The 25,063-nt window shown below is 49.4% G+C and carries 24 protein-coding genes and 4 tRNA genes; 9 read left to right on the forward strand and 19 right to left on the reverse strand.

Annotated features, from left to right (window positions below):
• Window positions 1-11 precede the first annotated feature (11 nt).
• The 3 genes from FT643_RS23820 to FT643_RS00250 all read right to left on the reverse strand — a co-directional run bounded on the left by FT643_RS23820 (window position 12) and on the right by FT643_RS00250 (window position 3,190).
• Complete coding sequence (locus FT643_RS23820) at window positions 12-1,055, reverse strand: DUF2806 domain-containing protein (protein WP_156868690.1); 1,044 nt, start codon at window positions 1,053-1,055, stop codon at window positions 12-14.
• Between the two features lie 118 nt (window positions 1,056-1,173).
• On the reverse strand, window positions 1,174-1,461 hold the full coding sequence (locus FT643_RS00245) for a hypothetical protein (RefSeq protein ID WP_156868691.1): 288 nt from the start codon (window positions 1,459-1,461) through the stop codon (window positions 1,174-1,176).
• A 91-nt stretch (window positions 1,462-1,552) separates the two neighbouring features.
• Window positions 1,553-3,190 (reverse strand): alpha-D-glucose phosphate-specific phosphoglucomutase, encoded by a 1,638-nt coding sequence (locus FT643_RS00250; RefSeq protein ID WP_198043219.1) that lies wholly within the window; start codon window positions 3,188-3,190, stop codon window positions 1,553-1,555.
• Between the two features lie 192 nt (window positions 3,191-3,382).
• Between FT643_RS00250 and ppnN the strand changes: the two genes are divergently transcribed.
• The 3 genes from ppnN to FT643_RS00265 are packed head-to-tail and all read left to right on the forward strand — an operon-like array spanning window position 3,383 to window position 6,450.
• Window positions 3,383-4,753, forward strand: a complete 1,371-nt coding sequence (gene ppnN, locus FT643_RS00255) for a nucleotide 5'-monophosphate nucleosidase PpnN (protein WP_156868693.1) — start codon at window positions 3,383-3,385, stop codon at window positions 4,751-4,753.
• A 2-nt stretch (window positions 4,754-4,755) separates the two neighbouring features.
• Window positions 4,756-5,487 carry a bifunctional 2-polyprenyl-6-hydroxyphenol methylase/3-demethylubiquinol 3-O-methyltransferase UbiG gene (ubiG, locus tag FT643_RS00260; protein ID WP_156868694.1) on the forward strand — a complete coding sequence of 244 codons (732 nt, stop codon included), beginning with the start codon at window positions 4,756-4,758 and terminating at the stop codon, window positions 5,485-5,487.
• Window positions 5,488-5,496: 9 nt separating this feature from the next.
• Entirely contained in the window at window positions 5,497-6,450 is a 954-nt protein-coding gene (locus tag FT643_RS00265; protein WP_156868695.1) for an alpha/beta fold hydrolase, read from the forward strand.
• A 16-nt stretch (window positions 6,451-6,466) separates the two neighbouring features.
• Here FT643_RS00265 and FT643_RS00270 read toward each other — a convergent pair whose 3' ends face one another.
• The 3 genes from FT643_RS00270 to FT643_RS00280 all read right to left on the reverse strand — a co-directional run bounded on the left by FT643_RS00270 (window position 6,467) and on the right by FT643_RS00280 (window position 8,312).
• On the reverse strand, window positions 6,467-7,225 hold the full coding sequence (locus FT643_RS00270; protein WP_156868696.1) for a DUF2189 domain-containing protein: 759 nt from the start codon (window positions 7,223-7,225) through the stop codon (window positions 6,467-6,469).
• A 19-nt stretch (window positions 7,226-7,244) separates the two neighbouring features.
• Complete coding sequence (locus FT643_RS00275) at window positions 7,245-7,763, reverse strand: Crp/Fnr family transcriptional regulator (protein ID WP_156868697.1); 519 nt, start codon at window positions 7,761-7,763, stop codon at window positions 7,245-7,247.
• Window positions 7,764-8,225: 462 nt separating this feature from the next.
• Window positions 8,226-8,312 (reverse strand) — tRNA-Leu (locus tag FT643_RS00280).
• 163 nt (window positions 8,313-8,475) lie between these two features.
• Between FT643_RS00280 and FT643_RS00285 the strand changes: the two genes are divergently transcribed.
• On the forward strand, window positions 8,476-9,069 hold the full coding sequence (locus tag FT643_RS00285) for a hypothetical protein (RefSeq protein WP_156868698.1): 594 nt from the start codon (window positions 8,476-8,478) through the stop codon (window positions 9,067-9,069).
• Window positions 9,070-9,080: 11 nt separating this feature from the next.
• On the opposite strand, the gene FT643_RS00290 is transcribed toward FT643_RS00285, so the two are convergent.
• From FT643_RS00290 to FT643_RS00315, 6 genes are all read right to left on the reverse strand, one after another.
• A tRNA-Cys gene (locus tag FT643_RS00290) sits at window positions 9,081-9,154 on the reverse strand.
• Between the two features lie 72 nt (window positions 9,155-9,226).
• Window positions 9,227-9,301 (reverse strand) — tRNA-Gly (locus tag FT643_RS00295).
• A 122-nt stretch (window positions 9,302-9,423) separates the two neighbouring features.
• Window positions 9,424-9,978 carry a CDP-diacylglycerol--glycerol-3-phosphate 3-phosphatidyltransferase gene (gene pgsA / locus FT643_RS00300; protein WP_411267787.1) on the reverse strand — a complete coding sequence of 185 codons (555 nt, stop codon included), beginning with the start codon at window positions 9,976-9,978 and terminating at the stop codon, window positions 9,424-9,426.
• 60 nt (window positions 9,979-10,038) lie between these two features.
• Window positions 10,039-11,853, reverse strand: coding sequence for an excinuclease ABC subunit UvrC (gene uvrC / locus FT643_RS00305; RefSeq protein WP_317621924.1), 1,815 nt, complete (start codon window positions 11,851-11,853; stop codon window positions 10,039-10,041).
• A 50-nt stretch (window positions 11,854-11,903) separates the two neighbouring features.
• Window positions 11,904-12,560 (reverse strand): UvrY/SirA/GacA family response regulator transcription factor, encoded by a 657-nt coding sequence (gene uvrY / locus FT643_RS00310; protein ID WP_317621897.1) that lies wholly within the window; start codon window positions 12,558-12,560, stop codon window positions 11,904-11,906.
• A gap of 337 nt (window positions 12,561-12,897) precedes the next feature.
• Window positions 12,898-12,988 (reverse strand) — tRNA-Ser (locus FT643_RS00315).
• Between the two features lie 178 nt (window positions 12,989-13,166).
• Here FT643_RS00315 and tusD point away from each other — a divergent pair.
• From tusD to FT643_RS00340, 5 genes are read left to right on the forward strand one after another with little or no spacing between them, the layout of a single operon-like run.
• Window positions 13,167-13,559, forward strand: a complete 393-nt coding sequence (gene tusD, locus FT643_RS00320; RefSeq protein ID WP_156868700.1) for a sulfurtransferase complex subunit TusD — start codon at window positions 13,167-13,169, stop codon at window positions 13,557-13,559.
• Window positions 13,560-13,599: 40 nt separating this feature from the next.
• Window positions 13,600-13,956, forward strand: a complete 357-nt coding sequence (tusC, locus tag FT643_RS00325) for a sulfurtransferase complex subunit TusC (protein ID WP_156868701.1) — start codon at window positions 13,600-13,602, stop codon at window positions 13,954-13,956.
• An 11-nt stretch (window positions 13,957-13,967) separates the two neighbouring features.
• Entirely contained in the window at window positions 13,968-14,258 is a 291-nt protein-coding gene (gene tusB / locus FT643_RS00330) for a sulfurtransferase complex subunit TusB (protein WP_156868702.1), read from the forward strand.
• Window positions 14,258-14,599 (forward strand): TusE/DsrC/DsvC family sulfur relay protein, encoded by a 342-nt coding sequence (locus FT643_RS00335; RefSeq protein WP_317621898.1) that lies wholly within the window; start codon window positions 14,258-14,260, stop codon window positions 14,597-14,599. The genes tusB and FT643_RS00335 overlap by 1 nt, the downstream gene beginning before the upstream one ends.
• Window positions 14,600-14,621: 22 nt before the next feature.
• Window positions 14,622-15,626, forward strand: a complete 1,005-nt coding sequence (locus FT643_RS00340; protein WP_156868704.1) for a glycosyl transferase family protein — start codon at window positions 14,622-14,624, stop codon at window positions 15,624-15,626.
• Between the two features lie 57 nt (window positions 15,627-15,683).
• Here FT643_RS00340 and FT643_RS00345 read toward each other — a convergent pair whose 3' ends face one another.
• The 7 genes from FT643_RS00345 to FT643_RS00375 all read right to left on the reverse strand — a co-directional run bounded on the left by FT643_RS00345 (window position 15,684) and on the right by FT643_RS00375 (window position 25,046).
• Window positions 15,684-17,264, reverse strand: coding sequence for a methyl-accepting chemotaxis protein (locus tag FT643_RS00345; RefSeq protein WP_198043220.1), 1,581 nt, complete (start codon window positions 17,262-17,264; stop codon window positions 15,684-15,686).
• Window positions 17,265-17,411: 147 nt separating this feature from the next.
• A complete protein-coding gene (gene cysG / locus FT643_RS00350) occupies window positions 17,412-18,809 on the reverse strand; it encodes a siroheme synthase CysG (RefSeq protein WP_317621899.1) in 1,398 nt (465 codons plus the stop codon).
• A 5-nt stretch (window positions 18,810-18,814) separates the two neighbouring features.
• On the reverse strand, window positions 18,815-20,098 hold the full coding sequence (gene serS / locus FT643_RS00355; RefSeq protein WP_156868707.1) for a serine--tRNA ligase: 1,284 nt from the start codon (window positions 20,096-20,098) through the stop codon (window positions 18,815-18,817).
• A gap of 98 nt (window positions 20,099-20,196) precedes the next feature.
• Window positions 20,197-20,580, reverse strand: coding sequence for a fluoride efflux transporter CrcB (gene crcB / locus FT643_RS00360; protein WP_156868708.1), 384 nt, complete (start codon window positions 20,578-20,580; stop codon window positions 20,197-20,199).
• A 27-nt stretch (window positions 20,581-20,607) separates the two neighbouring features.
• Window positions 20,608-21,948: a replication-associated recombination protein A gene (locus FT643_RS00365; RefSeq protein ID WP_156868709.1), complete on the reverse strand. Its 1,341-nt coding sequence runs from the start codon at window positions 21,946-21,948 to the stop codon at window positions 20,608-20,610.
• Window positions 21,949-21,962: 14 nt separating this feature from the next.
• Window positions 21,963-22,631: an outer membrane lipoprotein chaperone LolA gene (gene lolA / locus FT643_RS00370; protein ID WP_156868710.1), complete on the reverse strand. Its 669-nt coding sequence runs from the start codon at window positions 22,629-22,631 to the stop codon at window positions 21,963-21,965.
• A gap of 33 nt (window positions 22,632-22,664) precedes the next feature.
• Window positions 22,665-25,046 (reverse strand): DNA translocase FtsK, encoded by a 2,382-nt coding sequence (locus FT643_RS00375; RefSeq protein WP_305047294.1) that lies wholly within the window; start codon window positions 25,044-25,046, stop codon window positions 22,665-22,667.
• Between the last annotated feature and the right edge of the window lie 17 nt (window positions 25,047-25,063).

Consider the following 25,063-nt stretch of genomic DNA (forward strand, 5'->3'; position numbering starts at 1 on the left):
TTTTGCTGAATTTAGCCTAAATCGGCGATCGCCTCATCGGATCCCTTGTGTACCACACGCACATTCATACCCCGGGCCTGTAAATCTTGCGTGATCAGTTCCAAGTAAGCCGGATCAGCCGCCACCGGAACCAGACCCAGCAGTTCGCAACCCACTGATGTCACCATATAGGCAGGTATATTAAGCTCGGGTCTAGCCTGATGGGAATCGATCAACAGGAGTTTATCTGCCAATACCATTTGGTAACTGAACTCGCCTTCGGTATCACTAAGCAAGGTTTTTGTGAGAACCTTGCCTGACACGCCCTTGATAATCGATTGTTCTTCAAGGCGTTTTAGCATCGTTCCGCTGTCCAGGGCGCCGGAGGTGGCGCGTAATGCGCTGCGGTAAATGAAATCCCCGCACAGCCATGATGCTAAATGACTTAGGTTTTCGGCGTCCATGAGCGAACAATTTGCCAGATACCCTAGCGTCCACAAACTGGTGCTACCAGGACTAACCAGCTCACCTACCAGAATTCTCGCCCACAGCTGCTGTAAAGCTCCATTGGAACTCTCGCAGGCATTGAGCTTCCAGCGGCTGAGCCAGCGACGATCCAGCGGCTCCTTGTCGACTTCAGATAAAGTCATCCCGAGGATCATGCGTTCAGACAACAAGTACAACTTTTGTAACCTCAGCAGACGCTCCAACCCATCCAGTCGGTTCAGCGCTTCGGCATTTTCAAGCATGCTGGCAATATCAGGAAGTGCTTCTGTTTCCACCTCCACCTGATCCGTATTTTCGATAATCGAGGAAAACTTGATGCCGCGTATATCCTGAATCTCCGCACATCGTATCAGTTTCCCATCGCTATCGAGTGCGGAATGGCCACGCCGTAATTCATGTAATTGGCGTTCAATAGTGAGCAAGTGCGATAACTCTTTACGCCTTACGTCACCCAGGTTTTGTCCGGATCGCTGAATCCTGTCCGGAGAGCACAGGCCAAAAGTCTCATTAGGGGTCAGGTGGACCCACAATTTTTTGAGCAATTGAATACGATATAAGGACTGATTCACCAACACCCTCGAATAAGCGCTATTTTCCGTTAATATTGAGTTTCATGCTTCCTTTCAGTATAGCCTTTCTTACCCGCATCATTGCGAGGTGAAATGCCTTTCAGGCACGCGTAATCGCTCAGCGGTTCAGTATCAGGACCAAACGGCAAACTGCCACCAAAGGTGTGTCGCCCCATGCGCTGGCTTTAGTGTTGGAAGCAAGCCATTCTTCCGCCAGAAACTGTACATTGATTTTGTACGTCTCCAGTAAATCCAAAAGTAACTGTTTATCTTTTTGAAACTGAAACTGACCCTGCTGATAACCTTGCTCAAATTCGGTTTGGGACGGTGATTTACCCGACACCTTACACGCGTACTGATACATCTCGTAATCGAGATTCTGACCTTCTACTTCTGTGTTTTTCATATTTAAACCGGACCCAACAGGAACTAAAAACGGGATTTTGTGGAAACTGGCGCTTTCAGTCAAGTTTTAACCTGGGCGCCCCTTCAATGGCTCAGGTTCTGACAGAGGGCTCAGCCGCGCCGGTAACGCCCGCTATATTGGCAATAGAATGAGCAAACTGACCCAATTCTTCATTGAACTCGATCGCGTCGTGCTGAAGGGAATCTGCGTTTCGTTCAATCTGCTCCAGATAGACACGCAAGGTCGCGGAATCCGTACCGGTACCGGACAACCGATATACAATCCTCGAACCATCATCAAACTTCACTCGCACACCCTGATTTTCTGAAACCGAGCCATCCACGGGGTCCTCGTAGGAAAATACATCCACTTCACGAATCGGTTTAGAACCATAGGATTGCCCAATAAGGCTATCGCGATGCTCGACCAGGCCTAACATAACCGCCTGAGCCTTTTCGGCCTCCAGCCCCTCGTAATCGTGGCGGCAATAATAGCTGCGCCCGAAGCGGGTCCAATGCTCGGTTAATAATTGCTGAACTGATTTTCCGGTCTCAGCCAATATGCTCAGCCAGCAGAGCACCGTCCACACGCCGTCTTTCTCACGCACATGATCACCGCTGGTACCAAAGCTTTCCTCACCGCAAAGACGCACTAATCCCTGATCCAGCAAGTTCCCAAAGAATTTCCACCCGGTCGGGGTTTCATAACAGGGCAAATTCAGGTGTTCTGCCACACGATCAAGCGCCGTGCTGGTGGGCATGGAGCGAGCCACACCCACCAGGCCGTCGCGGAACTGGGGAATGCATTGATGGTGCTCGGCAATCAGAGCCAAGCTATCACTGGGACTGACAAAGGCACCATTCCCTAAAATCATATTGCGGTCACCGTCACCGTCGGATGCCGCGCCCAGATCCGTCGCATGATCGGACATCATGTACTCATAAAGGGTTTTGGCGTGAACCCGATTGGGGTCTGGATGCCCACCACCAAAATCTTCCTTGGCTACACAATTCAAAAGGTTACCCGCGGGCACCCCCAGCAACTCACTGAAAATACACTTCGCATAAGGACCGGTCACCGCGTGCATGCCATCAAAACAAAGACTCAGCTTTCCGTCTTCCATGGACGACCGGATACGATCGAAATCGAATAAAGTCTGCATCAGCTCCGCGTAATCACTGACACTATTCACGACCTTAATGGTGCTGTTGCCAAACTGATACTCTGCGCCTTCAGTAAGCTGCAATTCCGGTAGAGGGAAGCGTAAATAGTGGTCAATAGTTTTGGTGTTCTCGAAAATCAGATCGGTCAGAAATTCCGGTGCAGGACTGCCACTGGCATTATTAAATTTGATGCCGAAGTCCTTACCCGGCCCCCCTGGATTATGGCTAGCGGACAGTACAATGCCTCCATCGCTGCCTGACTTTCTAATCAGGTGTGAAACCGCTGGAGTGGAAAGCAAGCCATCTGCTCCCACCAGAATCTCTTTGACCTCATTTGCTACCAGGACTTGCAGTATCTGCTGGATGGCTTCTCGGTTGAAATAACGGCCATCGCCCCCCACCACCAAGCGTGAACGCTGATCCAACGGCAGCGCATTGACAATTGACTGTACAAAATTCATTAAGTAATGGGGTTGTTGAAATACGTCCACCTTTTTCCTTAAGCCCGAGGTACCGGGTTTTTGCCCATCAAAAGCCGAGGTACTGATCTGATCTACTGCGTTCACTGGTCTGACTCCCTTTTCTGTTAACGGTTTTTGCTGCACCATGGTGATATAGTAACAATTTTCAGGTGCCCTATTCCGCTCACGCTGATTTTGATGCACTTTAATAGGCGGTAAACGCAAACACTATATGAATTGCATGACTATTTCATCCGCTTTGTCCACACAGCTACTGAATAAGGATCGAATCGAATCATGACAGATAAAGTCGCTAGCACCACGGTGTCACCGGAAGCTGCTTTGGAATTGCTGTCGCCAAGTGAAGTGAATCAACTGGTCAATCAAACGGATGCCAATTTGTTTCACATCTTCAGACGCTGCGCCCTGGCGGTTCTGAACACCGGCAACAATAACGACAATACCAGTGAAATTCTGGAAGAGTTTGCGGATTTTGATATTCGCTTTATCCGCCAGGCACGGGGCATCAAATTGCAACTGAGCAACTCCCCTGCCACAGCCTTTGTAGACGGTAAAATGATACGCGGAATACGCGAACAGCTGTTTTCGGTGCTCAGGGACGTCGTTTATATCACCAGTGAAATACGCGACTCCAATCGCTTTGATCTGACCACCACCGCCGGTATCACCGATGCTGTCTTTCACATTCTGCGCAATGCAAATGCCGTCAGGAAAGGCGACGCCAACCCCTTAGTGGTGTGTTGGGGGGGCCATTCCATCAGCCGTGAAGAATACGACTTTACCAAAGAAGTCGGTTACGAATTGGGATTGCGGGATATGAACATCATCACCGGTTGCGGCCCGGGTGCCATGAAGGGCCCGATGAAAGGCGCTGCCATCGGCCACGCCAAACAACATGTGCCCAACCGGCGGTATGTGGGCATTACCGAGCCCGGGATCATCGCAGCAGAATCCCCCAACCCCATTGTCAACGAGCTGATTATTTTACCCGACATAGAAAAGCGCCTGGAAGCATTTGTGCGCATGTCTCACTCCGTGATTGTATTTCCCGGTGGTGCGGGCACCGCTGAAGAAATACTGTATATTTTGGGAGTGTTGTTACATCCCAGCAACGAAGGTATTCCTTTTCCCCTTATTTTTGCAGCCTCCCAGGATGCTGCCCCCTATTTCGATACCATCAATCAGTTTATAGCAGAAACGTTGGGACAACAGGCGCAACTGAAATACAAAATTGTCATCGGAGATGCGGCCGAAGTGGCCAAAGCAGCGCGTGCCGGGGCAGAAGAAGTTTTGCTCTACCGGCGCACATCCAAAGATGCGTTTTATTTTAATTGGAAATTGAACATTCCCAATGAAATGCAGATGCCATTCGAACCGACGCACGAATCCATGTCCCAGCTCGATCTGCATAAGAACCAGCCTTCTCACATTCTGGCGGCGAATTTGCGCAAGGCATTTTCCGGTATTGTTGCCGGCAATGTCAAAGAGCAGGGCATCACCCTGATAAGAGAACACGGTCCTTTTGAAATCAAAGGTGATACCGAGATAATGAACTCACTGGATAAAATTCTACGCACCTTTGTGATCCAGAAACGAATGAAAATCGGTGAATCAGAATACCAACCCTGTTATCGGGTAGTTACCTGAATATGGCACCCCAGAGCACGCTCGACCATTCAGAATTGGCCCGTTTTAACCGCCTCGCATCCACCTGGTGGGATGAATCGGGCCCCATGTGGCCGCTCCACCAATTAAACCAGTTTCGAGTCCAGGTTATACTCAACGTATTACACGAACGAAACATCATTGACCGTAACAAAGAGCATCCCCTCCAGGGTCTGAAGGTGCTCGATGTGGGTTGTGGGGGCGGCATTCTTTCTGAATCACTATGCAAACTGGGAGCGCAAGTCACCGGCATAGACTTGGCGAAAAACAGCATTGCCATTGCCAGGCAGCATGCCAATAACCAAGGGTTGGATATCGCCTACTTATGCGAAGAACTCGATACACTGGAAGACGAATTCGATATCGTTTTTAATATGGAGGTGGTTGAACACGTTAGCCACCTGAAACATTTTATGCTGCGCTGCAACGAAAAAGTAGCACAAGGCGGCATGATGTTCGTTTCGACGATAAACCGGTCCATTCTCAGTTTCCTGATGGCCATAGTCGGTGCAGAATACCTACTTCGACTACTTCCCAGGGGAACCCACAATTGGCAGAAGTTTGTAACCCCAGATGAGCTCAAGGTTTTATTGAAGAAAAGCTCACTCAATACCACCTGGATAAGCGGAGTGTCACTCAACCCATTTACAAAACGCTATAAGCTGACAAAGTCCTGCGCGGTAAATTATATGTTATTGGCCACCAGTGATGAGTGAAATCAATTTATGACTTTAACTGCAATGCACTCAAAAACGTTCAATCAACACCACCCTGTCCGTCAAGGTCAGGCCAATTGTGGCCCGGTAACTATTCATTATCAGGATGAGGGCTACCTGACCGATAAACCCCTTTTATTAATTATGGGGCTGGGTTCCCAGCTCACGCTGTGGCCCACAGAGTTGGTGAACACACTGGTGGATGAAGGATTTCGTGTAATCCGATTCGACAACCGGGATATAGGTCTATCGTCCTCCGCAAATAACGGAATTGATGCTGATCTGAAAAAGGCCATGCTGCGATCCCGATTAAGATTACCAATTAAATCCAATTACACCCTGTTTGATATGGTGTCAGACTGCATCAACCTTCTGGATCACTTGGATCTGCCCAAAGTACATGTGGTGGGCGCATCGATGGGCGGCATGATTGCCCAGTTATTTGCCGCACTCCACCCACACCGAACACTGAGCCTAACCTCCATTATGTCCACCACAAATGAACCATGGTTACCCATGCCGCGTATGGATATATTGCTGAATATGGCAGGCTACGGAGTTCCGCGCGGTCACGAAAAAGAAATAGCTATAGCCCGATCGCTGCAGTTTTGGAAAAAAATATCCAGTCCGATGTACCCCACACCCGATGAAGAAATTCTGGCGCGCTTGGCCGCAGATTTTGACCGGGCATATCGGCCTTCCGGTTACCTGCGCCAAAGCCATGCAATCATTGCAACCGGCGGTTTCCGCAAACTACTGCGAAATATTGATTGCCCTACTCAAATCATCCACGGTAGCAGTGACCCGTTGGTGAACAAAAAAGGCGGCATTGATTCAGCAAAATCCATCCGCCGGGCTAAGCTGGAATTAATTAAAGGTATGGGTCACGATTTCCCGAAACAGCTACTCCCCAGATTAGGCGAACTGATCGCTTATAACGCACTGCAGACCCATAGCAGGTAACAAATAGCGGGAAATTTTAATCTAAAATAGTGTCTTTATATCCATGCCAGGTGGCATAACCGATCACCGGCAGAACCACTATCAAGCCGATAAAGGCAGTAGCAAAACCGAGAAAAATCAGCCCGGCTATCAAAAGACCCCACATTCCCGCCACCCACATATTATTCATAACGGCACTCAGGCTGGTAATCGACGCAGAAATCGCATCGACGTTCCGATCCATCATCATCGGAAGAGAAAAAGCACTAATCCCAAATACTAACGCAGAGAAAAAAGCCCCGGCACCTATCCCCACCGCAAAAAAAGTAAGTAGCTCTTCAAGAGTAGGATCACCCCCTTCCGGATAGAATACGTGAATGATGGTGGCAGCCCGTAGCCATATCAGACTGACAACGCAAATCACAACAGCAAACACCCATTGGTTGGCGGCACTATCCCGGATTTGTTGCAATGAATGTTTCAGCGTGGGCTTCTCGCCAAGCTCTAGCTGGCGCGGAATATCGTAGAGGCCAAAAGCAAATAACGGTCCGAGCAAAATGAACAAAAACACAAGACCGAAAATGAATATTTTAGAAGTAAAATAGACAACAAGAGCGGTCAGTAGCACGCCACTGAGGGCAAAGAAAAGGCCGTATTCAAGGCTAAGCTGGCGAGCATCCAGATAATCGTTCCAACCCATCCTCAACCATTTAAAGGGTGCGGACCATTCCAGTTGACGAACCTGAGCTACCAGTTGGTTATCCGGCTTTTTACTATCCGATTTAACCTCGTCCATATTACATCCCCCCCTTATATTATTGGTATTGTCTGAACGGTTTTACCCCCACACCGGAATCCGATTCGTTACCCGGTCGCAACGGACACTTAACGCAAAGCTCATCAGCACGGCGCAGGCGGCGGGCAATTTCCCGCCCCAGATTCATTTGTAATAGAGCGAATTGTTCGAGGTCTTTCTTATAGACTTCGTAGAGGTTTTGGGAGGTAATTTCAATTAGACTGCATTTTGTATGGGCAACAGCCGACGCACTGCGAGGCATATAATCGAACAACGCCATTTCCCCAAGGCACTCGCCTTCTCCCAGCGTTACCATCAAGCAATTCTGACCGGCTTTCTGTTTGAATATCGCTACTTCACCTTCCTCAATAATAAACATTGAAGCGGTATAGTCACCCTCGTGGAACACCTCCTGGCCAGCCGCCCGGTTAACTGTTTTGGAGTGATCCAGCAAAAAGGACAAAACCTCATCATTAATACCACCGAATGTCGGAACATTCTGTAGCATATGAACTCGGTCGAGATCCAATGCTGTCATAGCCCAAACCCTCTTGTGTCCTTTCTTTATCAATATAGGATAAATTCACACTTAACTCTATTCCTCTATCGATCCGGTCACTGCCTGTACCAATAAGCCTAAACCAGTTTAAACAAAATCACACTCTTCATGACATGAGTTTCTTCAATCAACTATTGGATAATACGACTCACTTTGATGGAGTTCCATGGGCGTAATTCACTCGATAATTTGGCAAGAAGCACCGATTGTCTAACTTAGCTTTCAAGCAAGCTTGGCAAGCAAGAATCCGTTTCATTTTCTCACAGAGACAAATGGGATTTTTTGCCGAAATTTCGTTCGACTCATTCCTATAAACTAAGATAAAGAAAAATTACACTAGCCCTCAGGGGCTTACATGTGCACAATAAGAAACACTGACAGGGAAGGTAAAGTTGGAAGCGCGTTCCCGGCGCATTTTGGATAAATGCATGGGAAAAAGAATGGTGCCCGGGGCCGGAATCGAACCGGCACGGTGTTGCCACCGAGGGATTTTAAGTCCCTTGCGTCTACCAGTTTCGCCACCCGGGCAGGATGTTGATGCGGTAGCAAGCCAAAATGAGGCCAGAATTATAGGGATAACCCTCTGGCATATCAATAATTTATTCGTTGAGTTGAAAAATTTAAATATATTGGTAATGATTGGCTTCAGCTACTTCAATTGTAATTTTTAATATGAGCTTTCATTGGAACTATGGCGATATCAGTCAGCGAAGACTATATCCGCGTTTATCGTGCGTGGAATAGCAAAGAACATCAAGTTTATTACCCCCTCAAGATCAACGGCCGTTACCTGAACGAAGAAGAACTGCTTTTGGCGCTGGAAGAGGCTCAGGCCAAAGATCTTGAACTGGCACAACGTCAGCGAGCGCACTTTATGCGCAAAGACCTGTCAGTAGAGCGCCTGATACACACCGATGGCAAAATAGTCGGACTCAAAGAACGGGTGCGTTACCGCAGCGGGCGCAAGCCAGCCCATGTTTTTGAGATCAGGGTCAACAGCGAAGAGCTGTCCAAACCTAAATTTCGGACCATATCAATCGACCGTCATGGCTACGACAAAGCGTTTGAGATGTCTGTAGACATCATCTGCAAAGAAAGAGGCCTGGATAAACACTCTCCCATCCGCAAGATCATGCTGGAGAGCCTCTATGTTTATAAAGGGCAATCCCCGAAAGACGGTGAAAAGATCCTCAACACCCGTGGCAGCGAGATCAGCGAAATGGAACAGGCCCTTAAAGCGCACGTTGAAGCATTCCGGGAAAAAAGAAATGTGATAAAGGGATAAGCGGAGGAATTTGGAGGCGCGAGCCGGAATCGAACCGGCGTAAACGGATTTGCAATCCGGAGCATAACCATTTTGCTATCGCGCCCTGAATCACAGAGCTTATACAAGAGAAAGGTAAAAGGAAACTTAATACAATCCGGTTAGCCGGATTCAAATATGGAGCGGGAAAGGAGGTTCGAACTCCCGACCCCAACCTTGGCAAGGTTGTGCTCTACCACTGAGCTATTCCCGCGTTTAATCTCATATCTACACAAAGGCTGACCTCTGTGGGAAGCATATTCTACTTACCCCGCTTGCCGAGTCAACCCATAAATTTCTATTATTTCTCAATAACTTGATATACACGAACTGAATTCATTCCTTCAGGTCAGGCCAAGCGCTTTTCAAGTACATCATCATGGACCAGATAGTTAATACCGTCGCTATATACAATAACAAATAAGCCAACCAAACCAACCAGTTACCCAGGTCCGGTTCATTAGCCAGCAAGCCGGTTATAGCCACCATCTGGGCGGCCGTTTTTATCTTCCCGATATAGGAAACAGCGATACTGGCTCGTTTACCCAGCTCCGCCATCCATTCACGCAATGCAGACACCGTAATTTCACGACTAATAATAACGATGGCCGGAATGGCCAGGAGCGCTGAAGAATGGCTTTCTACCAGCAAAACCAATGCGGCGGACACCATTAATTTATCCGCGACCGGATCGAGAAACGCACCCAACTTGGAGGTTTGATCCATTTTCCGGGCCAAATAGCCGTCGATCCAATCCGTTATACCGGCTATGGCGAAGATGGTCGCCGCAGCCAATTTGTTCCATTCGCTGTGCGTGTAAAACGCAAGAATAAACACAGGAATTAAGCATATTCTGAGTAGAGTCAGGACATTAGGTATCGTAAACAGCACAGATCTACCCGCCAATTGTTGCATAACTGCTCTCTATAAAGGCCTTTTTGACCCCTCATTCTAAACATTGTGAAGGGCTGCATAAACGTCTTCTGCAATTTTCTTGCTAATTCCGGACACTTTTTCTATTTCCTGCTGGCTCGCACGGCTTAAACCCTGCATACCGCCAAAGTGAGTTAGCAACTCGCGACGACGCTTTGCGCCTATCCCCGGTATGTCTTCCAGCACGGATCGTGTCCGCTTTTTCTCACGTCGATTTCGATGGCCCATGATGGCAAACCGGTGCGCTTCGTCGCGAATTTGCTGTATCAGGTGCAGCGCTGGGGAATCGCCGGACAGTTCAAATCCGGGCCCGGTTTCTTCTAAAAACAGAGTTTCCAATCCCGGCTTTCGGGTTTCACCCTTCGCGATACCGAGTAACAGCACCCCCTGAACCTGTAACTCTGTCAGTACTTCGCGGGCTTGTCTGAGCTGGCCTTTACCGCCATCCACGATCAGAATATCCGGTAGCTTCGCCTCTCCTTTTTTGAGGCGCGTATAACGTCGATTTAACGCTTGGTTCATGGCTGCGTAATCATCTCCCGGGGCCACTCCCTCTATATTGAACCGACGGTACTGGCTTCGAACAGCTCCGGAATGCTCAAACACGACACAACTGGCAACCGTACCTTCTCCCTGAGTATGGGAGATATCGAAACACTCCAAGCGTTGAGGGATTTCTTCCAGCGAAAGGGAATCCTGCAGTGCTTCGAAACGCCGATAAAGCTGTTCCCGGTTAGCAAGATGACTGGCCAGGTATTGTTGTGCATTGGTTTGGGCCAGATTCAGCCACGCTTTACGGGAAGTGCGTACATTCGTATGGATACTCAAAACATGGTTATCACGTTGCTGTATCGCCTCAATCAGCGCGTCGCTGGATTCGAACGGCTCCGAAACCAGAATTCGCTGTGGCAAGTCCCGGCGCCCTAACCCACCCAAATAATACTGCGGTATAAATGCGTCGAAGATTTCCGCCACCGACAACTCCGATTTTAGCGCCGGATAATAGGTTTTATTTCCCATCACCCTACCGCTGCGCACATACACTATTTGTACACAAGCGACACCGGACTCCAGCGCCACTGCGAAGACATCGGCGCTACCGGATTCAGTCTCCACATACTGTTGCGATTGGATCTGAGTTAATGCTTCCAGCTGATCTCGAAATTGGGCAGCCTGCTCAAATTGCAGGGAATCCGCGGCCGCATGCATCTGCTTAGTCAACTCATCCCGCACTTCCCTGTTCTTGCCTTCTAGAAACATCACGGTATGGCGGACATCTTCTGCATACTCCTGCTCAGACACGAGGTTAACGCAGGGTGCTTTACAACGTTCAATCTGATGCTGAAGACAGGGCCTTGAGCGGTTACGGTAAAAGCTATCCTCGCACTGACGAACTTTAAAAATTTTCTGTAGCAGACCCAAAGTTTCGCGCACAGCCGTCGCGCTTGGATACGGTCCATAGAAACGTCCAGGCATTTTTTTTGAACCGCGATAATAGGCAACGCGGGGAAACGTTTGTTTTGAAATATAAATATAAGGATAGGACTTGTCGTCCCTCAACAAGATATTAAAGGGCGGCTTCAGCGATTTAATCAACGTCTGCTCTAACAACAGCGCTTCAGTCTCACTGTGAGTGACCGTCACTTCAATATGATCTATTTTTGCTACCAAGGCCGCCGTTTTGGGGCTCTGCTGCCTAGTGCGAAAATAAGAGCTCACGCGATTACGCAGGTTTTTGGCCTTACCCACATACAACACACCACCTTCAGCATCCACCATTCGGTAAACACCCGGGTGGGTCGTTAAAGAGTGGAGAAAAGCGTCGATATCTATGTTAAATCCTCACCGGTTTCACTGCCAAACAATCAATGGCAATGAACATACTAACTATTCGGCAAAAATTCTACATCCAGCATACCGTGCCGAACCGCCAGCAAAGTCAGCTCAACATCACTGTTGATACCCAATTTTTCGAATACCCGATAGCGGTAGCTGTTGACCGTCTTGGGACTCAAGAATAACTTGTCGGATATTTCCTGTACCTTCTGACAATTCACGATCATGGTCGCAATTTGCAGCTCACGTTCTGATAATTGATCGAATGGAGACGACTCCCCGTCACTGCGGAACGGTTTTAAAGCCAGCTCCTGGGCAACATCCGGTGAAATATAGCGCTGCCCTGAATGCACTAGGCGGATGGCTTTTACCATTTCATCCATAGCGGCGCCCTTGGTTAAATAGCCCGCAGCGCCAGCCTGAAGGAAGCGTGAAGGAAACGGCTCTTCACCGCAAGCGGTAACCGCTATGACCCTGACGTCTGCATTCTGTCGTAACAATTTACGCGTGGCTTCCAACCCACCGATACCGGGCATTTTCGCATCCATCAACACCACATCGGGCTCCAGGTCACGAATAAACCGCAATGCATCCTCACCACTGGCAGCCTCGCCGACCACTTTGATACCCGCGATATCCGACAACATTCTGGAAATGCCCGTGCGCACCAAGTCATGATCGTCAACTATATAAACCTTTATCACTCAAAAACCCCGCCAGCAGATCCCATCACAATCGCTACCATCAAAGCATTTTAATCTAAAAGCGCCGGACATCCGAATCAAGCACCGAAACTGACTCATTAACCACAATGTGTTAGGGAATCAGCGACCTATTACCCATTTATAATACCCATTTCTGCATATTTAAATTAGTGAATAAGTCACACTCAAAACTGCCACAATCGCCACAATACGCGGGTTTGGCACCTTAGCTAATTAGGCAAAACCAAGCGTGCCCGGGAATCTCAAGCGCCGAAGCCTGATGCAAATAGGATTTGTCTGTGTTTTGTCGCGGCAAAGAACCTTGCCTTAGAGAAGATGGCGGTGGGCCAGGGATTCGAACCCCGGGTAGGCTATTAACCTACGGCGGTTTTCAAGACCGCTGCATTCAACCGCTCTGCCAGCCCACCGTTTTTGTGAAGGCGCGTATAATATCCCAAACCTATGATTCTGTGAAGAAAAATTTTAAGGTTACTGCATCGATACCAGTGCGGCTCTTTTCGAACCGTCATCCTATATCAAGTCCTGCTTGATTTCACCTCTGTCAGCCCTATGATGGCAATCAGTAACTTCAACTTGAGCACAACCATGATTTTTTCTTTACATGTCATTGATGGCCCTTACAGCAAACAAAGCAACCTGTCTGCGTTGCGGTTTTGTGAGGCTGCTTTAATCAAGGGCCACCGGATAAAGCGTGTTTTTTTCTCCGGCGACGGGGTTCTGAGCGGGACAGACCTGGCGGTTACCCCGCAAGACGAAGTTGACCTCTACAAAGCGTGGCAATCCGTCGCTACTGACCATCAGATCGAGCTGGTGGTTTGCGTTTCTGCCTGCTTGCGAAGAGGCGTATTAAACGTTACGGAAGCGGAACGCTACGAAAAGCAAAATCACAATCTGTCAGACGCTTTTGTGCTGTCCGGCTTAGGCCAGCTAGTAGAAGCCGGGCTGGAATCGGATCGCCTGATTACGTTTGGCGGTTAGCACCACTCTATAAACCCATGACTATAAGCGGTACACAGGTATGCGTTCCACACTGATCATCAACCAGAAAGCCCCGCATGCCGGTATGGGCACCCGTGAGGCGTTGGATGCGGCATTGGCAACCGCTGCGTTCGGGGTTAAAACCGGCGTACTGTTTCTTGACGATGGGATTTTCCAGATAATAAAAAATCAGAACACCGATCCCGCTGGCCAGAAAAATACGGCAGCGATATTCAAATCGTTTGCGCTTTACGACATTGACCATATCTTCGTAAGAGCAAAAGATCTGGCCTTGCGGGGTTTGACCGAAGAAGATCTTTCTGTTGAAGTGCAGTTAGTGGAAGATGACGCCGTATCGGATCTCTTTTGTCAATTTGACAACCTACTGACTTTCTAGGCACTCCAATTATGATTTTGCATATCGTTAATCAGTCTCCATTCAGCAATAGGTCCCTGCAACGCTGCCTCGACCTGATGAAGTCTGACGATTCCTTAATTTTAATCGGCGATGCGGTATTGTTGCTATCGAACCCCTCTGTCGCAACAGGTTTACCGGATCGGAAGCGCTGCTTCGCATTGATACCCGACATCGAAGCCCGGGGCATGCAAAATAAATCGGATAGCCTGGTCAACCCGGTGCATTACGACGGTTTCGTTGATCTGGTGGAACAGCATCACAAAACATTGAGCTGGCTATAGTGCCTAGCCCTACCCTGGACTTGAATGGTCATGCGGTTGCGCTGACTAAAGAGGGCTATCTGCAAAATCCCGGCGACTGGAGTGAAGCCGCTGCGTCTGCGCTAGCCGCCTCCGTTGACATTGAATTGTCGGAATCCCACTGGGAAATTATTGCTTTACTGCGCCGGTTTCACCAGGAATTTGAGCATTCTCCTGCAATGCGGATATTGGTAAAGTATGTAAAACAACATCTTGGAGACGAGAAAGGCAACAGCATCTATCTCCTGCAACTTTTCCCAGGGAGCCCTGCGAAACTGGCTGCCAAAATCGCCGGGTTGCCAAGGCCCACCCATTGTTTGTAGCCGACCCCGAAGGTTTGACAGTATGAAAACCAGCATTCCTCCCAGACATGAACACCCTTTTGCACAGTTCGTTCGAATACTAGGCAAGGGCAAAAATGGCACACGCTCATTAACAGAAGATGAAGCCCTTCAGTCCATGAAAATGATCATGAATGGCGAAGTCGAAGACGTGCAGCTGGGAGCATTTCTGATGCTGCTCAGGGTTAAGGAAGAAAGCCCTGAAGAGTTACTGGGGTTTGTACAAGCAGTACGTGAGTCTATTCACGCGCCAGAGTCTTTGAACATCGATTTGGATTGGTCGTCCTATGCGGGCAAACGCCGCCACCTGCCATGGTACTTACTGAGTATATTTTTGCTGGCAGAAACCGGCGAAAAAGTTTTTGTGCACGGAGCATCAGGACATACCATCGATCGTTTATATACAGAAGATGTATTAAGAGAGCTGGGCTTGCCGATCGCGGAAAATTGGCATGATTGCCAGCAACAAGTAAATAGCCAGGGATTCACTTATTTTCCCTTACGCAACCTATCCCCACGGCTGCATCAGATAATCGAACTACGAAACACACTGGGTTTGCGTTCCCCGGTACACACTCTTTCGCGCTTACTCAATCCGTGCAATGCCCGCTGTATTATCCAGGGGATATTCCACCCTGGTTACCGCCCGGTTCACCAATTAGCCGCACAGGCTCTCGGCTACGAGCGTGTGGATGTGATAAAAGGAGAAGCCGGGGAAATCGAGCGTAACCCGGATATACCCTGTCTTGTGCAATCGGTTCGAAATGGGGAAGTACAGGATAAAACCTGGCCGGCACTATTCAATAAACGTCACGTGAAGGAAACGGATTTCACCATAGGTAATCTGGTTTCATTGTGGCGCGGCCAAAGTGAACATGAATATGGAGAAGCATCGGTGATCGGCACCTGTGCTATTGCCTTCACCTTGCTGGGTAAAGCCGAGAGCCCGCCTCAAGCAGAAGAGATGGCCCGGGATGTTTGGTCGCAGCGGAATAAAAGCTTCTTATAAAACGGGGAGAGATCGCTGTGTTAACCCTCTCCACCCGTCGCTTATTCTGGAAGTAAACTAAACCTTGAACTGACGAGCCACAGAATCCAATCGGTTAGTAACGTTCTGCAATTGCTCTGTGGAGGAAGCCACTTTAGAAGAACCTTCAGCCGCTTTATTCGCAGATTGGCTAATCTCATCAATTGCATGCTGAATAAATTGCGAGGTTTGTTGCTGTTCCTCTGTCGCGGATGCAATCTGCGTGTTCATCACGTTAATTTCTTCCACCCGACTGGTTATCGCTTCCAGGGAGTTACCTGCATCCCCGGCTTTCGACACGCTCTGTTCAGCTTTTGACTGGCCGGCGGCCATCACTTCGGAAATAACCCGGGCTGTTTTTTGAAGCTGGTCTATAACTCCGTGAATCTCTTCCGTTGATTCTTGTGTGCGGGAAGCCAGCGTCCGCACTTCATCTGCCACCACAGCAAAACCGCGCCCGTGCTCGCCAGCGCGAGCAGCCTCAATAGCGGCATTCAGCGCCAATAAATTGGTCTGTGACGCTATGCCTTGAATAACATCCAATATAGCGCCCACATTCTCAGAATCCGATTCCAACTGACCGATGGTTTTGCCGGCTTTTGCTACTTCACGAGCAAGATCATTGATGGTGCTTATGGTGTCTTTAACGATGCTGTGACCGGTCTGGGCTTGTTCATTTGCATAAGAAGCCGCTTCGGCTGCATTCGATGTATTTGCCGCGTTCTCGCTTAAACTCTCGAACATTTCATTCATTGAACGGTTAACGCTAACCGTGGCTTCCAACTGACCACTTGATACCAATTCGCTTTCATGCGCCAGAGAAGTTAGCTCATTACTGGTTTTCTTAAGGGGCTCAATGCTATCGACAACGTCTTTAATAATCGCCTGCAGCTTCTCCACAAACGAATTAAACCAATAGACAAGTTCCCCGATCTCATCTTGCGAGGTCTGGTGAATGCGTTTGGTCAGGTCACCTTCCCCACTTGCGATGTCCTTCAAAGAATTCACAATCCGTGACAGGTTACCGGTAACGGTGGAGGTGACGTACAGAGCGACCATGATAAGAATTACCGTGATAACAACCGCAACTCCAACGCCCACTTTCAGGGCTTCATTTGCTAAAGAGATAGAATCCGAAATGTTGGACGCAAACAATTTATGGCTTCCATCGCGGAAGAGTTGTAACTCCTGCTTGACCACTCTCTGGCGCTCGGTCATCTCGGAGGCACGCTCGTTCAGCTTCGAAAAGTCGATATCCCCGGAAATCATGCCCTGAGAAAGTCCGCGTGCTGCAGAATAATAACTGTCAAAATCCGCGCGCAGCTTTTCTACTTCCGATTTACGGCTAGGTTCAAGGCTATGGATCTTGTCCAGCAGATTGCGCATCTTCGCTGCAGTTTCGTCCGCAGCAACGACCATATCCTGTTCTCCGGCGCTTACCGCAGAGTTGAGCGTCTCTGCCGTGGCATCCAATACCACCAGGACAGTGTTGGCCAATTCCAGTATTGGATAATACTGATCACGCACCGATTCAAGCCGACTACTGGTATCGGAATTAACGGAATAATTAAACGCTAAGCTAATCGCAAACCCCAGAATTCCGACCAAGGGAATAAACATCAGCTTATTCCTAATGGAGATTCTATTGAACCAACTCATCCAGACAACTCCCACGAATTTTACAAAACCTTCTTTATTTCAGAGTAGTCGATGGTTGCAATTTGGAAAGTAAACAGATTATTTTTGGATCAGCTTGATTTTTATACGTTAATCAACAGTTGAAGGGTCAAACCAGGAAAGACGCTCCCTCAACTTAACAACCGACCCGACAATGATCAGCGTCGGGGGCTTAACCTCTTGATCTTCAATGTCTTTCGCCATGTTTTCTAATGTGGAAGTCCATACTTTCTGATGGCGAGTGGTTCCCTGCTGAACCAACGCAATGGGCGTTTCCGGGGATAGACCGTGCTCAACCAGCTTGGCACATATTACTGGTAATCCGAGTAAGCCCATATAAAAGACAAGTGTCTGTCGCTCCTTGGCCAGGGTCTCCCAATCCAGGTTCAGGCTACCGTCCTGTAAATGGCCCGTTATAAATCGAACCGATTGTGCATGATCGCGATGTGTCAGGGGGATGCCTGCGTAGCTGGCACAACCTGACGCCGCCGTGATACCCGGTACTACCTGGAAGTGAATGCCTTCCTGAAATAAACGGTCAATCTCTTCTCCGCCTCGACCGAAAATAAAGGGGTCTCCGCCTTTCAGACGGCAAACTCTGCGGCCGTCTTTAGCCAGTTTTACTAAATATTCATTTATCTGATCCTGTGGTACCGCGTGTTCACTGCGGGCTTTACCCACATAGATGCGCTCGGCATCCCGCCTGACCAGGTCCAGAATTTCCGGACTCACCAGTCGATCAAATAAAACCACATCCGCTTGCTGCATCAACCGTAACGCCCGGAAGGTAAGCAAATCCGGATCACCAGGGCCGGCGCCGACCAGATAAACTTCGCCGCAGGGATGCAGATTGAGGTCTGAATTGAATTGCTGCTCTAACAGTGCTTCTGCGTCCTTTTCTTTGCCTGCAAAAACAAACTCAGCAATCGGTCCATCCAACACTTGTTCCCAAAAATCGCGGCGTTGGTTTACATCACTGAAACGCGCTTTGGCTTTGTCACGGAACCGCCCGACGAAATGAGCCAACCGGCCATAGCTGGCCGGAATCGTTGATTCCAACTTGGCCCGGATCATCCGCGCCAGGACCGGTGATTGGCCACCACTGGAAACCCCGATAACAATGGGGGAGCGGTCAATGATAGAGGGAAGAATAAAAGTACATAGCTCAGGATTGTCCACAACATTAACCGGAATGTTGGCGGCCCGCGCTTGCTCAGAAACCTGCTGGTTTAAACCGCTATCATCGGTAGCGGCTATAACCAGCACCATGTTATCCAAATCACTTTGCTGGTACGAACGCAGATAACGCTCGGTTTTAGGGTCATCATCGAGCACAGCGTCCATGGATGGGCTGATACGCGGAGCGACTACCCGCACATGGGCACCGGCTCGCTGCAGCATTGAAGCTTTACGGGTCGCTATTTCGCCACCGCCCACGACCAAGCATTGCTTCCCGGTTAACTTGTAAAAAAGAGGTAGATAATCCACAGCACTTAATCCTGGGCTGGTATTACTTCGATGCCACCCATGTAAGGTTGCAACGCTTCGGGGACCCGCACACTGCCATCTTCCTGCTGATAATTTTCCAACACAGCCACCAGACAACGGCCCACCGCCAAACCGGAGCCATTCAATGTATGCAGAAGCTCAATTTTTTTACTGCCCTCAGGACGATAGCGAGCCTGCATACGTCGGGCCTGAAAATCTTCAAAATTACTGCAAGAAGAAATTTCGCGGTACTTGCCCTGGCCTGGCAACCAAACCTCAATATCGTAGGTTTTAGCCGCAGAAAAACCCATGTCTCCGGCGCACAATACCACGACACGGTAAGGCAAGCCGAGCTTTTGCAGGATTGCTTCGGCATGACCGGTCAACGATTCGAGGGCTTGATAGGAGTCATCCGGCTTAACCAGTTGCACCATCTCCACTTTTTCAAATTGGTGTTGTCGTATCATACCGCGGACGTCGCGACCTCCCGAGCCCGCCTCACTACGAAAACAGGGCGTGTGGGAAACAAATTTGATGGGTAAATCCGACTCCCCATAGATGACATCACGACTGATATTGGTTACCGGAACTTCTGCCGTAGGGATAAGATACAACTCTCGCTCACCGCGTAATTTATACAGGTCTTCTTCGAATTTGGGTAACTGACCGGTGCTTTCTAGCGATTCCGGATTCACAAGATAGGGCACATACACTTCCCGATAATGATGTTCGTTCAGGTGCGTATCCAGCATCAATTGAGTCAATGCCCGGTGCATTCTTGCCAACGGCCCGTACATCACAGAAAAACGTGCACCGGAAATCTTGGCCGCCGTCTCAAAATCGAGGCATCCGATTTTTTCACCCACGTCCACATGATCTCGGGCTTCAAAATGAAAAGTCGCGGGGGTACCCCAAGTGCGTATTTCTACATTATCCGTTTCGCTATCGCCTGCCGGCACGCTACTGTGCGGCAGATTGGGAACTTCCAGGTGAAGTGAGCGAATTTGAGCCTGAAGCTGTGTCAACCGGTGTTCGCATTCGCTTAATTGCGTACCGAAGCTGTCAACCTCTGCCATTAGCGTCGATACGTCTTCACCTTTGGCTTTCGCCACACCGATTTGCTTGGATTTGCGCTTTCGCTCAGCCTGTAAATTTTCAGTTTCAACCTGGAGCGCCTTTCGCTGGTCTTCCAGAGACTGAAAAGCCGCTTTATCGAGTTCGAAGCCTCGTGCCCGGAGCGCATCTGCAACGCTATCTAGCTCATTTCGCAACAATTTTGGATCTAGCATGGTGTACGCTTAACTCGCTTGTATCTGAGATTGAGAATTTCGCCGTATTGTAACCGAATTAATCACCGGAAACTGCACTTAGACCTCAGCTATTCCTTTTAGAACAGGATCCGGGCCAGGACAACCCCAAGCCATACTCCGGCAAAACACAACACACAGCTCACCAGGACATTAATACCAGCCATCGCCATCTGGCCTTCTTCCAGCAGACGCACCGTTTCAAATGAAAATGTGGAAAAGGTAGTAAACGCACCCAGAAAACCGACCAATATCAGCAATCGCATTGGTTCTCTGAGATCCGCTGCCGAAAATATCACAATAGACAAGACGCCGAACAGAAACGACCCAAGCACATTTACCCCAAACGTACCCAACGGAAAATGACTGGTATTGAGCTGGTTAAGCCAGGATGACATCCAGAACCGACTACAGGCGCCCAACGCACCCCCCAAAGCGACCCAACAGAATTGTACCCAGTTCATTGCTTTGCCCCCTGTTAACATGCTTATTTAGCCGGGTTTGCTTTGATATCGCTTCCAACTGCTACGTTTGTCGAGTTCTTTAAGGTACGTGAGTTTTTCGCCGATTTTTATCTCCAGGCCTCGAGATACCGGCTGATACCAAACCGAGTTCTGGTGTATTTCTGGTAGATAGTTTTCGCCCGCAGCGTAAGCATCCGGATAATCATGGGCGTAACGGTAGTCAGCGCCATATCCCTGCTGTTCCATTAATTTAGTGGGGGCGTTACGCAAATGCAACGGCACCTCATGACTGGGTTCTTCCCGTATCTGACGCCGCAGTTGTTTAAACGCGGTATAAACAGCGTTGCTTTTCGGTGCAGACGCCATGTATGCCACCGCCTGAGCTATGGCAAGTTCGCCTTCCGGGCTGCCCAGGCGGGTCTGTACATCCCAGGCACTGAGTGCAATCTGCAGCGCACGGGGGTCGGCATTGCCAATATCCTCGCTCGCCATACGAACAACCCTTCGTGCTATATACAAAGGGTCGCAGCCTCCATCCAGCATACGGGCAAACCAATATAAAGCACCGTCCGGGGATGACCCCCTGACCGCTTTATGCAACGCGGAGATCTGGTCATAAAAAGCTTCACCGCCTTTGTCAAACCGCCGCACGTCCGAAGTCAGTGCCTGATTCACTACCGCATCGGATACCCGATCGACAGAATCCGCCTTCGCTAACTCGACACTGATTTCCAACAAATTGAGTGCACGGCGTGCGTCGCCATCGGCCGAACGGGCAATTTTGAGTAGTACATCAGGGTCAGCGGAAACAGACTCGTCTCCCAATCCGCGCTGCTTATCATTTAACGCCTGCGCCAGCAATTTTTGCAACGAGTCTGCCGGGATACTTTTAAGCACATACACACGGGCGCGTGAAAGCAGAGCGTTATTTAATTCAAAGGACGGGTTTTCAGTAGTAGCACCGATGAAAATAAAGGTTCCATCTTCGATATAAGGTAGAAAGGCATCCTGCTGAGATTTATTAAAGCGGTGCACCTCATCGACGAACAGTAAGGTTTTGCGCCCATAGCGTTGCTGCTCTTTTGCTTGATCTATCGCTGCACGTATTTCTTTAACACCACTCAAAACTGCGGATACTGTTAAAAACTGCGCCTCGACATAACTGGCAAGAATCATTGCCAGGGTAGTCTTGCCAACACCGGGAGGCCCCCACAGGATCATCGAATGCACATGCCCTGCTTCAATGGATTTACGCAAAGGCTGCCCTTCGCCAAACAAATGCTCCTGACCCACATAGTCATCCAGGGTAGTCGGTCGCATACGGGCTGCCAAGGGCTGCCATTTTTGTTCTTCCTCAAACAAACCCATGGACGGAACTACCTCTAGCCTTCTTCGATAACGTCAACAGAATCATCCAGATCCAGCTCAAAGGTCTGCGCATCAATGGGTTGGTTTTTCTGTTTTGTCTTGAATTCTATGCGCGTGGTTTGTCCGAGGCTGTCTTCCAGATACATGTCCCTGAGATCCTTTTTATAGAAGTGCACCCTGAGTAACTCGAACATCGCGTCTTTATTTTTGGGGCGTAAGTCAAAGCGCCACTCATCGGTATCATCAAAATGATACGCACTTACGGTAAAATTTTCGCTGATTTTGGCAGGGTCACCACTTAACAACAATGCCGGTGTATTTCCAACCTGCCTGTCCAGGGTCTTTTTGGTCGCCTGCTCAAGATCCTCATCAAATATCCATAAAACAGAACCATCAGAGACTATTGTCTGCGGATAGGGTTCAGCGGTATCCCAGCGAAATTGGCCCGGCCGCTGAACCCACATCTCCCCCGTCACATTCTGCAGCGCGTTCTGCTTGGCATCCATGACCCATTGTTCAAAAGAAGCCTGCATTGATTGTATCCCATTCAGAAATTCAATCAGCTTCGGGGTGGCTTTCTCTGGTGAAATATCCGCTGCTTGCGCCGTTGCAACGGTCAACCAAGACAAAAACAAACTGAACACTACGGGTTGTAACAAGCGCAAAAAGAAATTGGTTTGCATTAGTAAATTTCCATTCTGATAATTTATCCGGGTTCACCGTGAGGACGGTGCGATGACTTCTCTTTGACCGTTGGTACCCATTTCTGTTACCACACCTGCGTCTTCCATCGCTTCGATCATCCTGGCTGCGCGGTTATAACCGATCTTCAATTTTCGTTGAACGGATGAGATCGAAGCCCGACGGGACTCCAGTACAAAGGCAACGGCCTGATCGTAAAGCGGATCGGATTCCGAATCTCCCCCACCTGCGGCTTCGTCCCCCGGTGCGGGACCGGCTTCATGGTTGCCTTCCAGAATTTCTGACAAATAATTAGGCTGACCGCGCCGACGCCAATCATCACATACCCGATGCACCTCCTCATCCGCTACGAAAGCGCCATGAACCCGAACCGGCAATCCGGTTCCCGGAGGCAAATACAACATATCCCCGTGTCCGAGCAGCTGCTCAGCGCCACCCTGATCCAGTATGGTTCTGGAATCCACTTTGGATGACACCTGAAAAGCCATTCGAGTAGGCACGTTCGCTTTAATCAAACCGGTAATCACATCTACCGACGGCCTTTGCGTCGCCAATATAAGGTGGATGCCGGCTGCGCGGGCTTTTTGCGCTATCCGGGCGATTTGCTCCTCTACTTTCTTACCAACGATCATCATCATGTCCGCAAATTCATCTACAACCACGACGATAAAGGGCAGCACCTCAAGTTGCTCCGGTTCCTGACAATCCAGGTCCGGTTTAAACAGCGGGTCATCAATCGGCTCACCCGCCTTAATGGCATCCTTTACTTTCTTGTTAAACCCGGCCAGATTGCGTACCCCCATTGCCGCCATCAGGCGATAGCGTCGCTCCATTTCCGCAACGCACCAGCGCAGCGCATTGGACGCTTCTTTCATATCGGTTACAACTGGGGTCAACAAATGGGGAATATTGTCGTAAACCGATAATTCCAGCATTTTTGGATCGATCATAATCAAGCGAAGCTCATCTGGCGTCGCTTTGAATAACATACTGATCAACATCGCATTCAAGCCCACTGACTTACCTGATCCGGTCGTTCCCGCCACCAGCAAGTGGGGCATTTTCTGCAAGTCCGCAATCACCGGTTCGCCGGAGATATCCTTGCCCAGCGCCAATGCCAGAGGCGAACTCACTTCGTCGTATTGGGAAGACGATACCACCTCACTAAGCCGGATCATCTCGCGATCTTCGTTCGGAATCTCAATTCCCACCACCGTCTTGCCCGGAATGACTTCCACCACCCGCACACTGATTACCGCCAAAGAGCGCGCCAGGTCTTTTGCTAAGTTGGTAATGCGACTGACTTTTACACCCGCTGCCGGCTGTATCTCAAAACGGGTAATCACCGGCCCCGGCAGTACGTTCTCAACTTCCGCTTCGACATTAAAATCCCGCAATTTGATTTCCAGCAAACGCGACATGCCTTCCAGTGTTTCTGTGGAATAGCCCCGGTTGTTTTGTTTGTCCGCGGCATCCAGTAACGCAATCGCTGGCAACTCTCCGGATACCGGATTATCGAATAGACTCTTTTGGCGTTCTCTTTCTGCCCTGGCACTTTTCTCAACCTTTTTCGGTTTAGGTAATGCGATAACCGGGGCTTTGCGTTTTTCCTGCTGGGCTTGTTCTTTCTTCAGTGCAGCATGGCGCTCCTTCTGCGCTTTTTTGGCTGCTTTTTCCTGCGCTTTAGCAGCCTTCGCTTGCTCGCGCCTGGATACCACATCTTCCTTAGCATCGCGGCTTTGCTGCCATCGGCTGCGCAGATTAGCCAGAAAATCGATAAAACCCAATGTCAGCTTGCCAGTGCCGTCGATTACCTTAATCCAGGAAACATCCGTGAAAATAGTAAGCCCGATGAGGAATAAGGCTAACAATAGCAGGGTTGAACCGAGGGCGTTCAGGGCATGTAATGCGGCGCCACCCACTTCGATTCCCAGTATTCCGCCAGCCGAATTTCGCCCTGCAGAATCAATATGGGGTAGTGTGCCGTCAACAACATCAAAGTGGATATAAGCCAAGCCAGTGGCTGCCACCATCGTCATAATAAAACCAAGGAGCCGCAAACCGGCTAACAGCCAGTTCCAGGGCTTGCCTGCATCGCGAAACACCAACCAGGCGCGATACGCAATCAGCAAAGGGAATAAATAGGCCAGGTAACCAAACAGCGACATCAGAACATCCGCACTCCACGCCCCGGCTCTGCCACCCAGGTTGTGCACACTGCGACCGCTGCCCAGACTGCTCCAACCCGGATCCTGGAGATCAAAAGAGATAAGCGCAATGATCAAATAGATGGACAAAAAGAACAGCACTATCATGGCGCCTTCGCGCACCCCTTTGACCAGCACCTCAATCCAAGGTGCGGGTGGCGTCTGTCGTTGTGTCTGAGCTTTTTTCAAACAAAATTCCTGCCGTA

Origin of the sequence: Ketobacter sp. MCCC 1A13808 (assembly GCF_009746715.1) — a bacterium.
Taxonomy (GTDB): domain Bacteria; phylum Pseudomonadota; class Gammaproteobacteria; order Pseudomonadales; family Ketobacteraceae; genus Ketobacter.

Excerpts from the sequence above, each read along its gene's own strand:
- FT643_RS00275 (WP_156868697.1), bottom strand. The coding sequence starts at position 7,763 with ATGACAGCATTGGATCTCGACCGAGTTCATATGCTACAGAATGTTCCG.
- tusC (WP_156868701.1), top strand. The coding sequence starts at position 13,600 with ATGCGTTCCACACTGATCATCAACCAGAAAGCCCCGCATGCCGGTATG.
- crcB (WP_156868708.1), bottom strand. The coding sequence starts at position 20,580 with ATGAACTGGGTACAATTCTGTTGGGTCGCTTTGGGGGGTGCGTTGGGC.
- FT643_RS00245 (WP_156868691.1), bottom strand. The coding sequence starts at position 1,461 with ATGAAAAACACAGAAGTAGAAGGTCAGAATCTCGATTACGAGATGTAT.
- ubiG (WP_156868694.1), top strand. The coding sequence starts at position 4,756 with ATGGCACCCCAGAGCACGCTCGACCATTCAGAATTGGCCCGTTTTAAC.
- lolA (WP_156868710.1), bottom strand. The coding sequence starts at position 22,631 with ATGCAAACCAATTTCTTTTTGCGCTTGTTACAACCCGTAGTGTTCAGT.
- ppnN (WP_156868693.1), top strand. The coding sequence starts at position 3,383 with ATGACAGATAAAGTCGCTAGCACCACGGTGTCACCGGAAGCTGCTTTG.
- tusB (WP_156868702.1), top strand. The coding sequence starts at position 13,968 with ATGATTTTGCATATCGTTAATCAGTCTCCATTCAGCAATAGGTCCCTG.
- tusD (WP_156868700.1), top strand. The coding sequence starts at position 13,167 with ATGATTTTTTCTTTACATGTCATTGATGGCCCTTACAGCAAACAAAGC.
- FT643_RS00365 (WP_156868709.1), bottom strand. The coding sequence starts at position 21,948 with ATGGGTTTGTTTGAGGAAGAACAAAAATGGCAGCCCTTGGCAGCCCGT.
- FT643_RS00340 (WP_156868704.1), top strand. The coding sequence starts at position 14,622 with ATGAAAACCAGCATTCCTCCCAGACATGAACACCCTTTTGCACAGTTC.
- FT643_RS00265 (WP_156868695.1), top strand. The coding sequence starts at position 5,497 with ATGACTTTAACTGCAATGCACTCAAAAACGTTCAATCAACACCACCCT.
- FT643_RS00285 (WP_156868698.1), top strand. The coding sequence starts at position 8,476 with ATGGCGATATCAGTCAGCGAAGACTATATCCGCGTTTATCGTGCGTGG.
- FT643_RS00345 (WP_198043220.1), bottom strand. The coding sequence starts at position 17,264 with ATGTTTATTCCCTTGGTCGGAATTCTGGGGTTTGCGATTAGCTTAGCG.
- FT643_RS00270 (WP_156868696.1), bottom strand. The coding sequence starts at position 7,225 with ATGGACGAGGTTAAATCGGATAGTAAAAAGCCGGATAACCAACTGGTA.
- serS (WP_156868707.1), bottom strand. The coding sequence starts at position 20,098 with ATGCTAGATCCAAAATTGTTGCGAAATGAGCTAGATAGCGTTGCAGAT.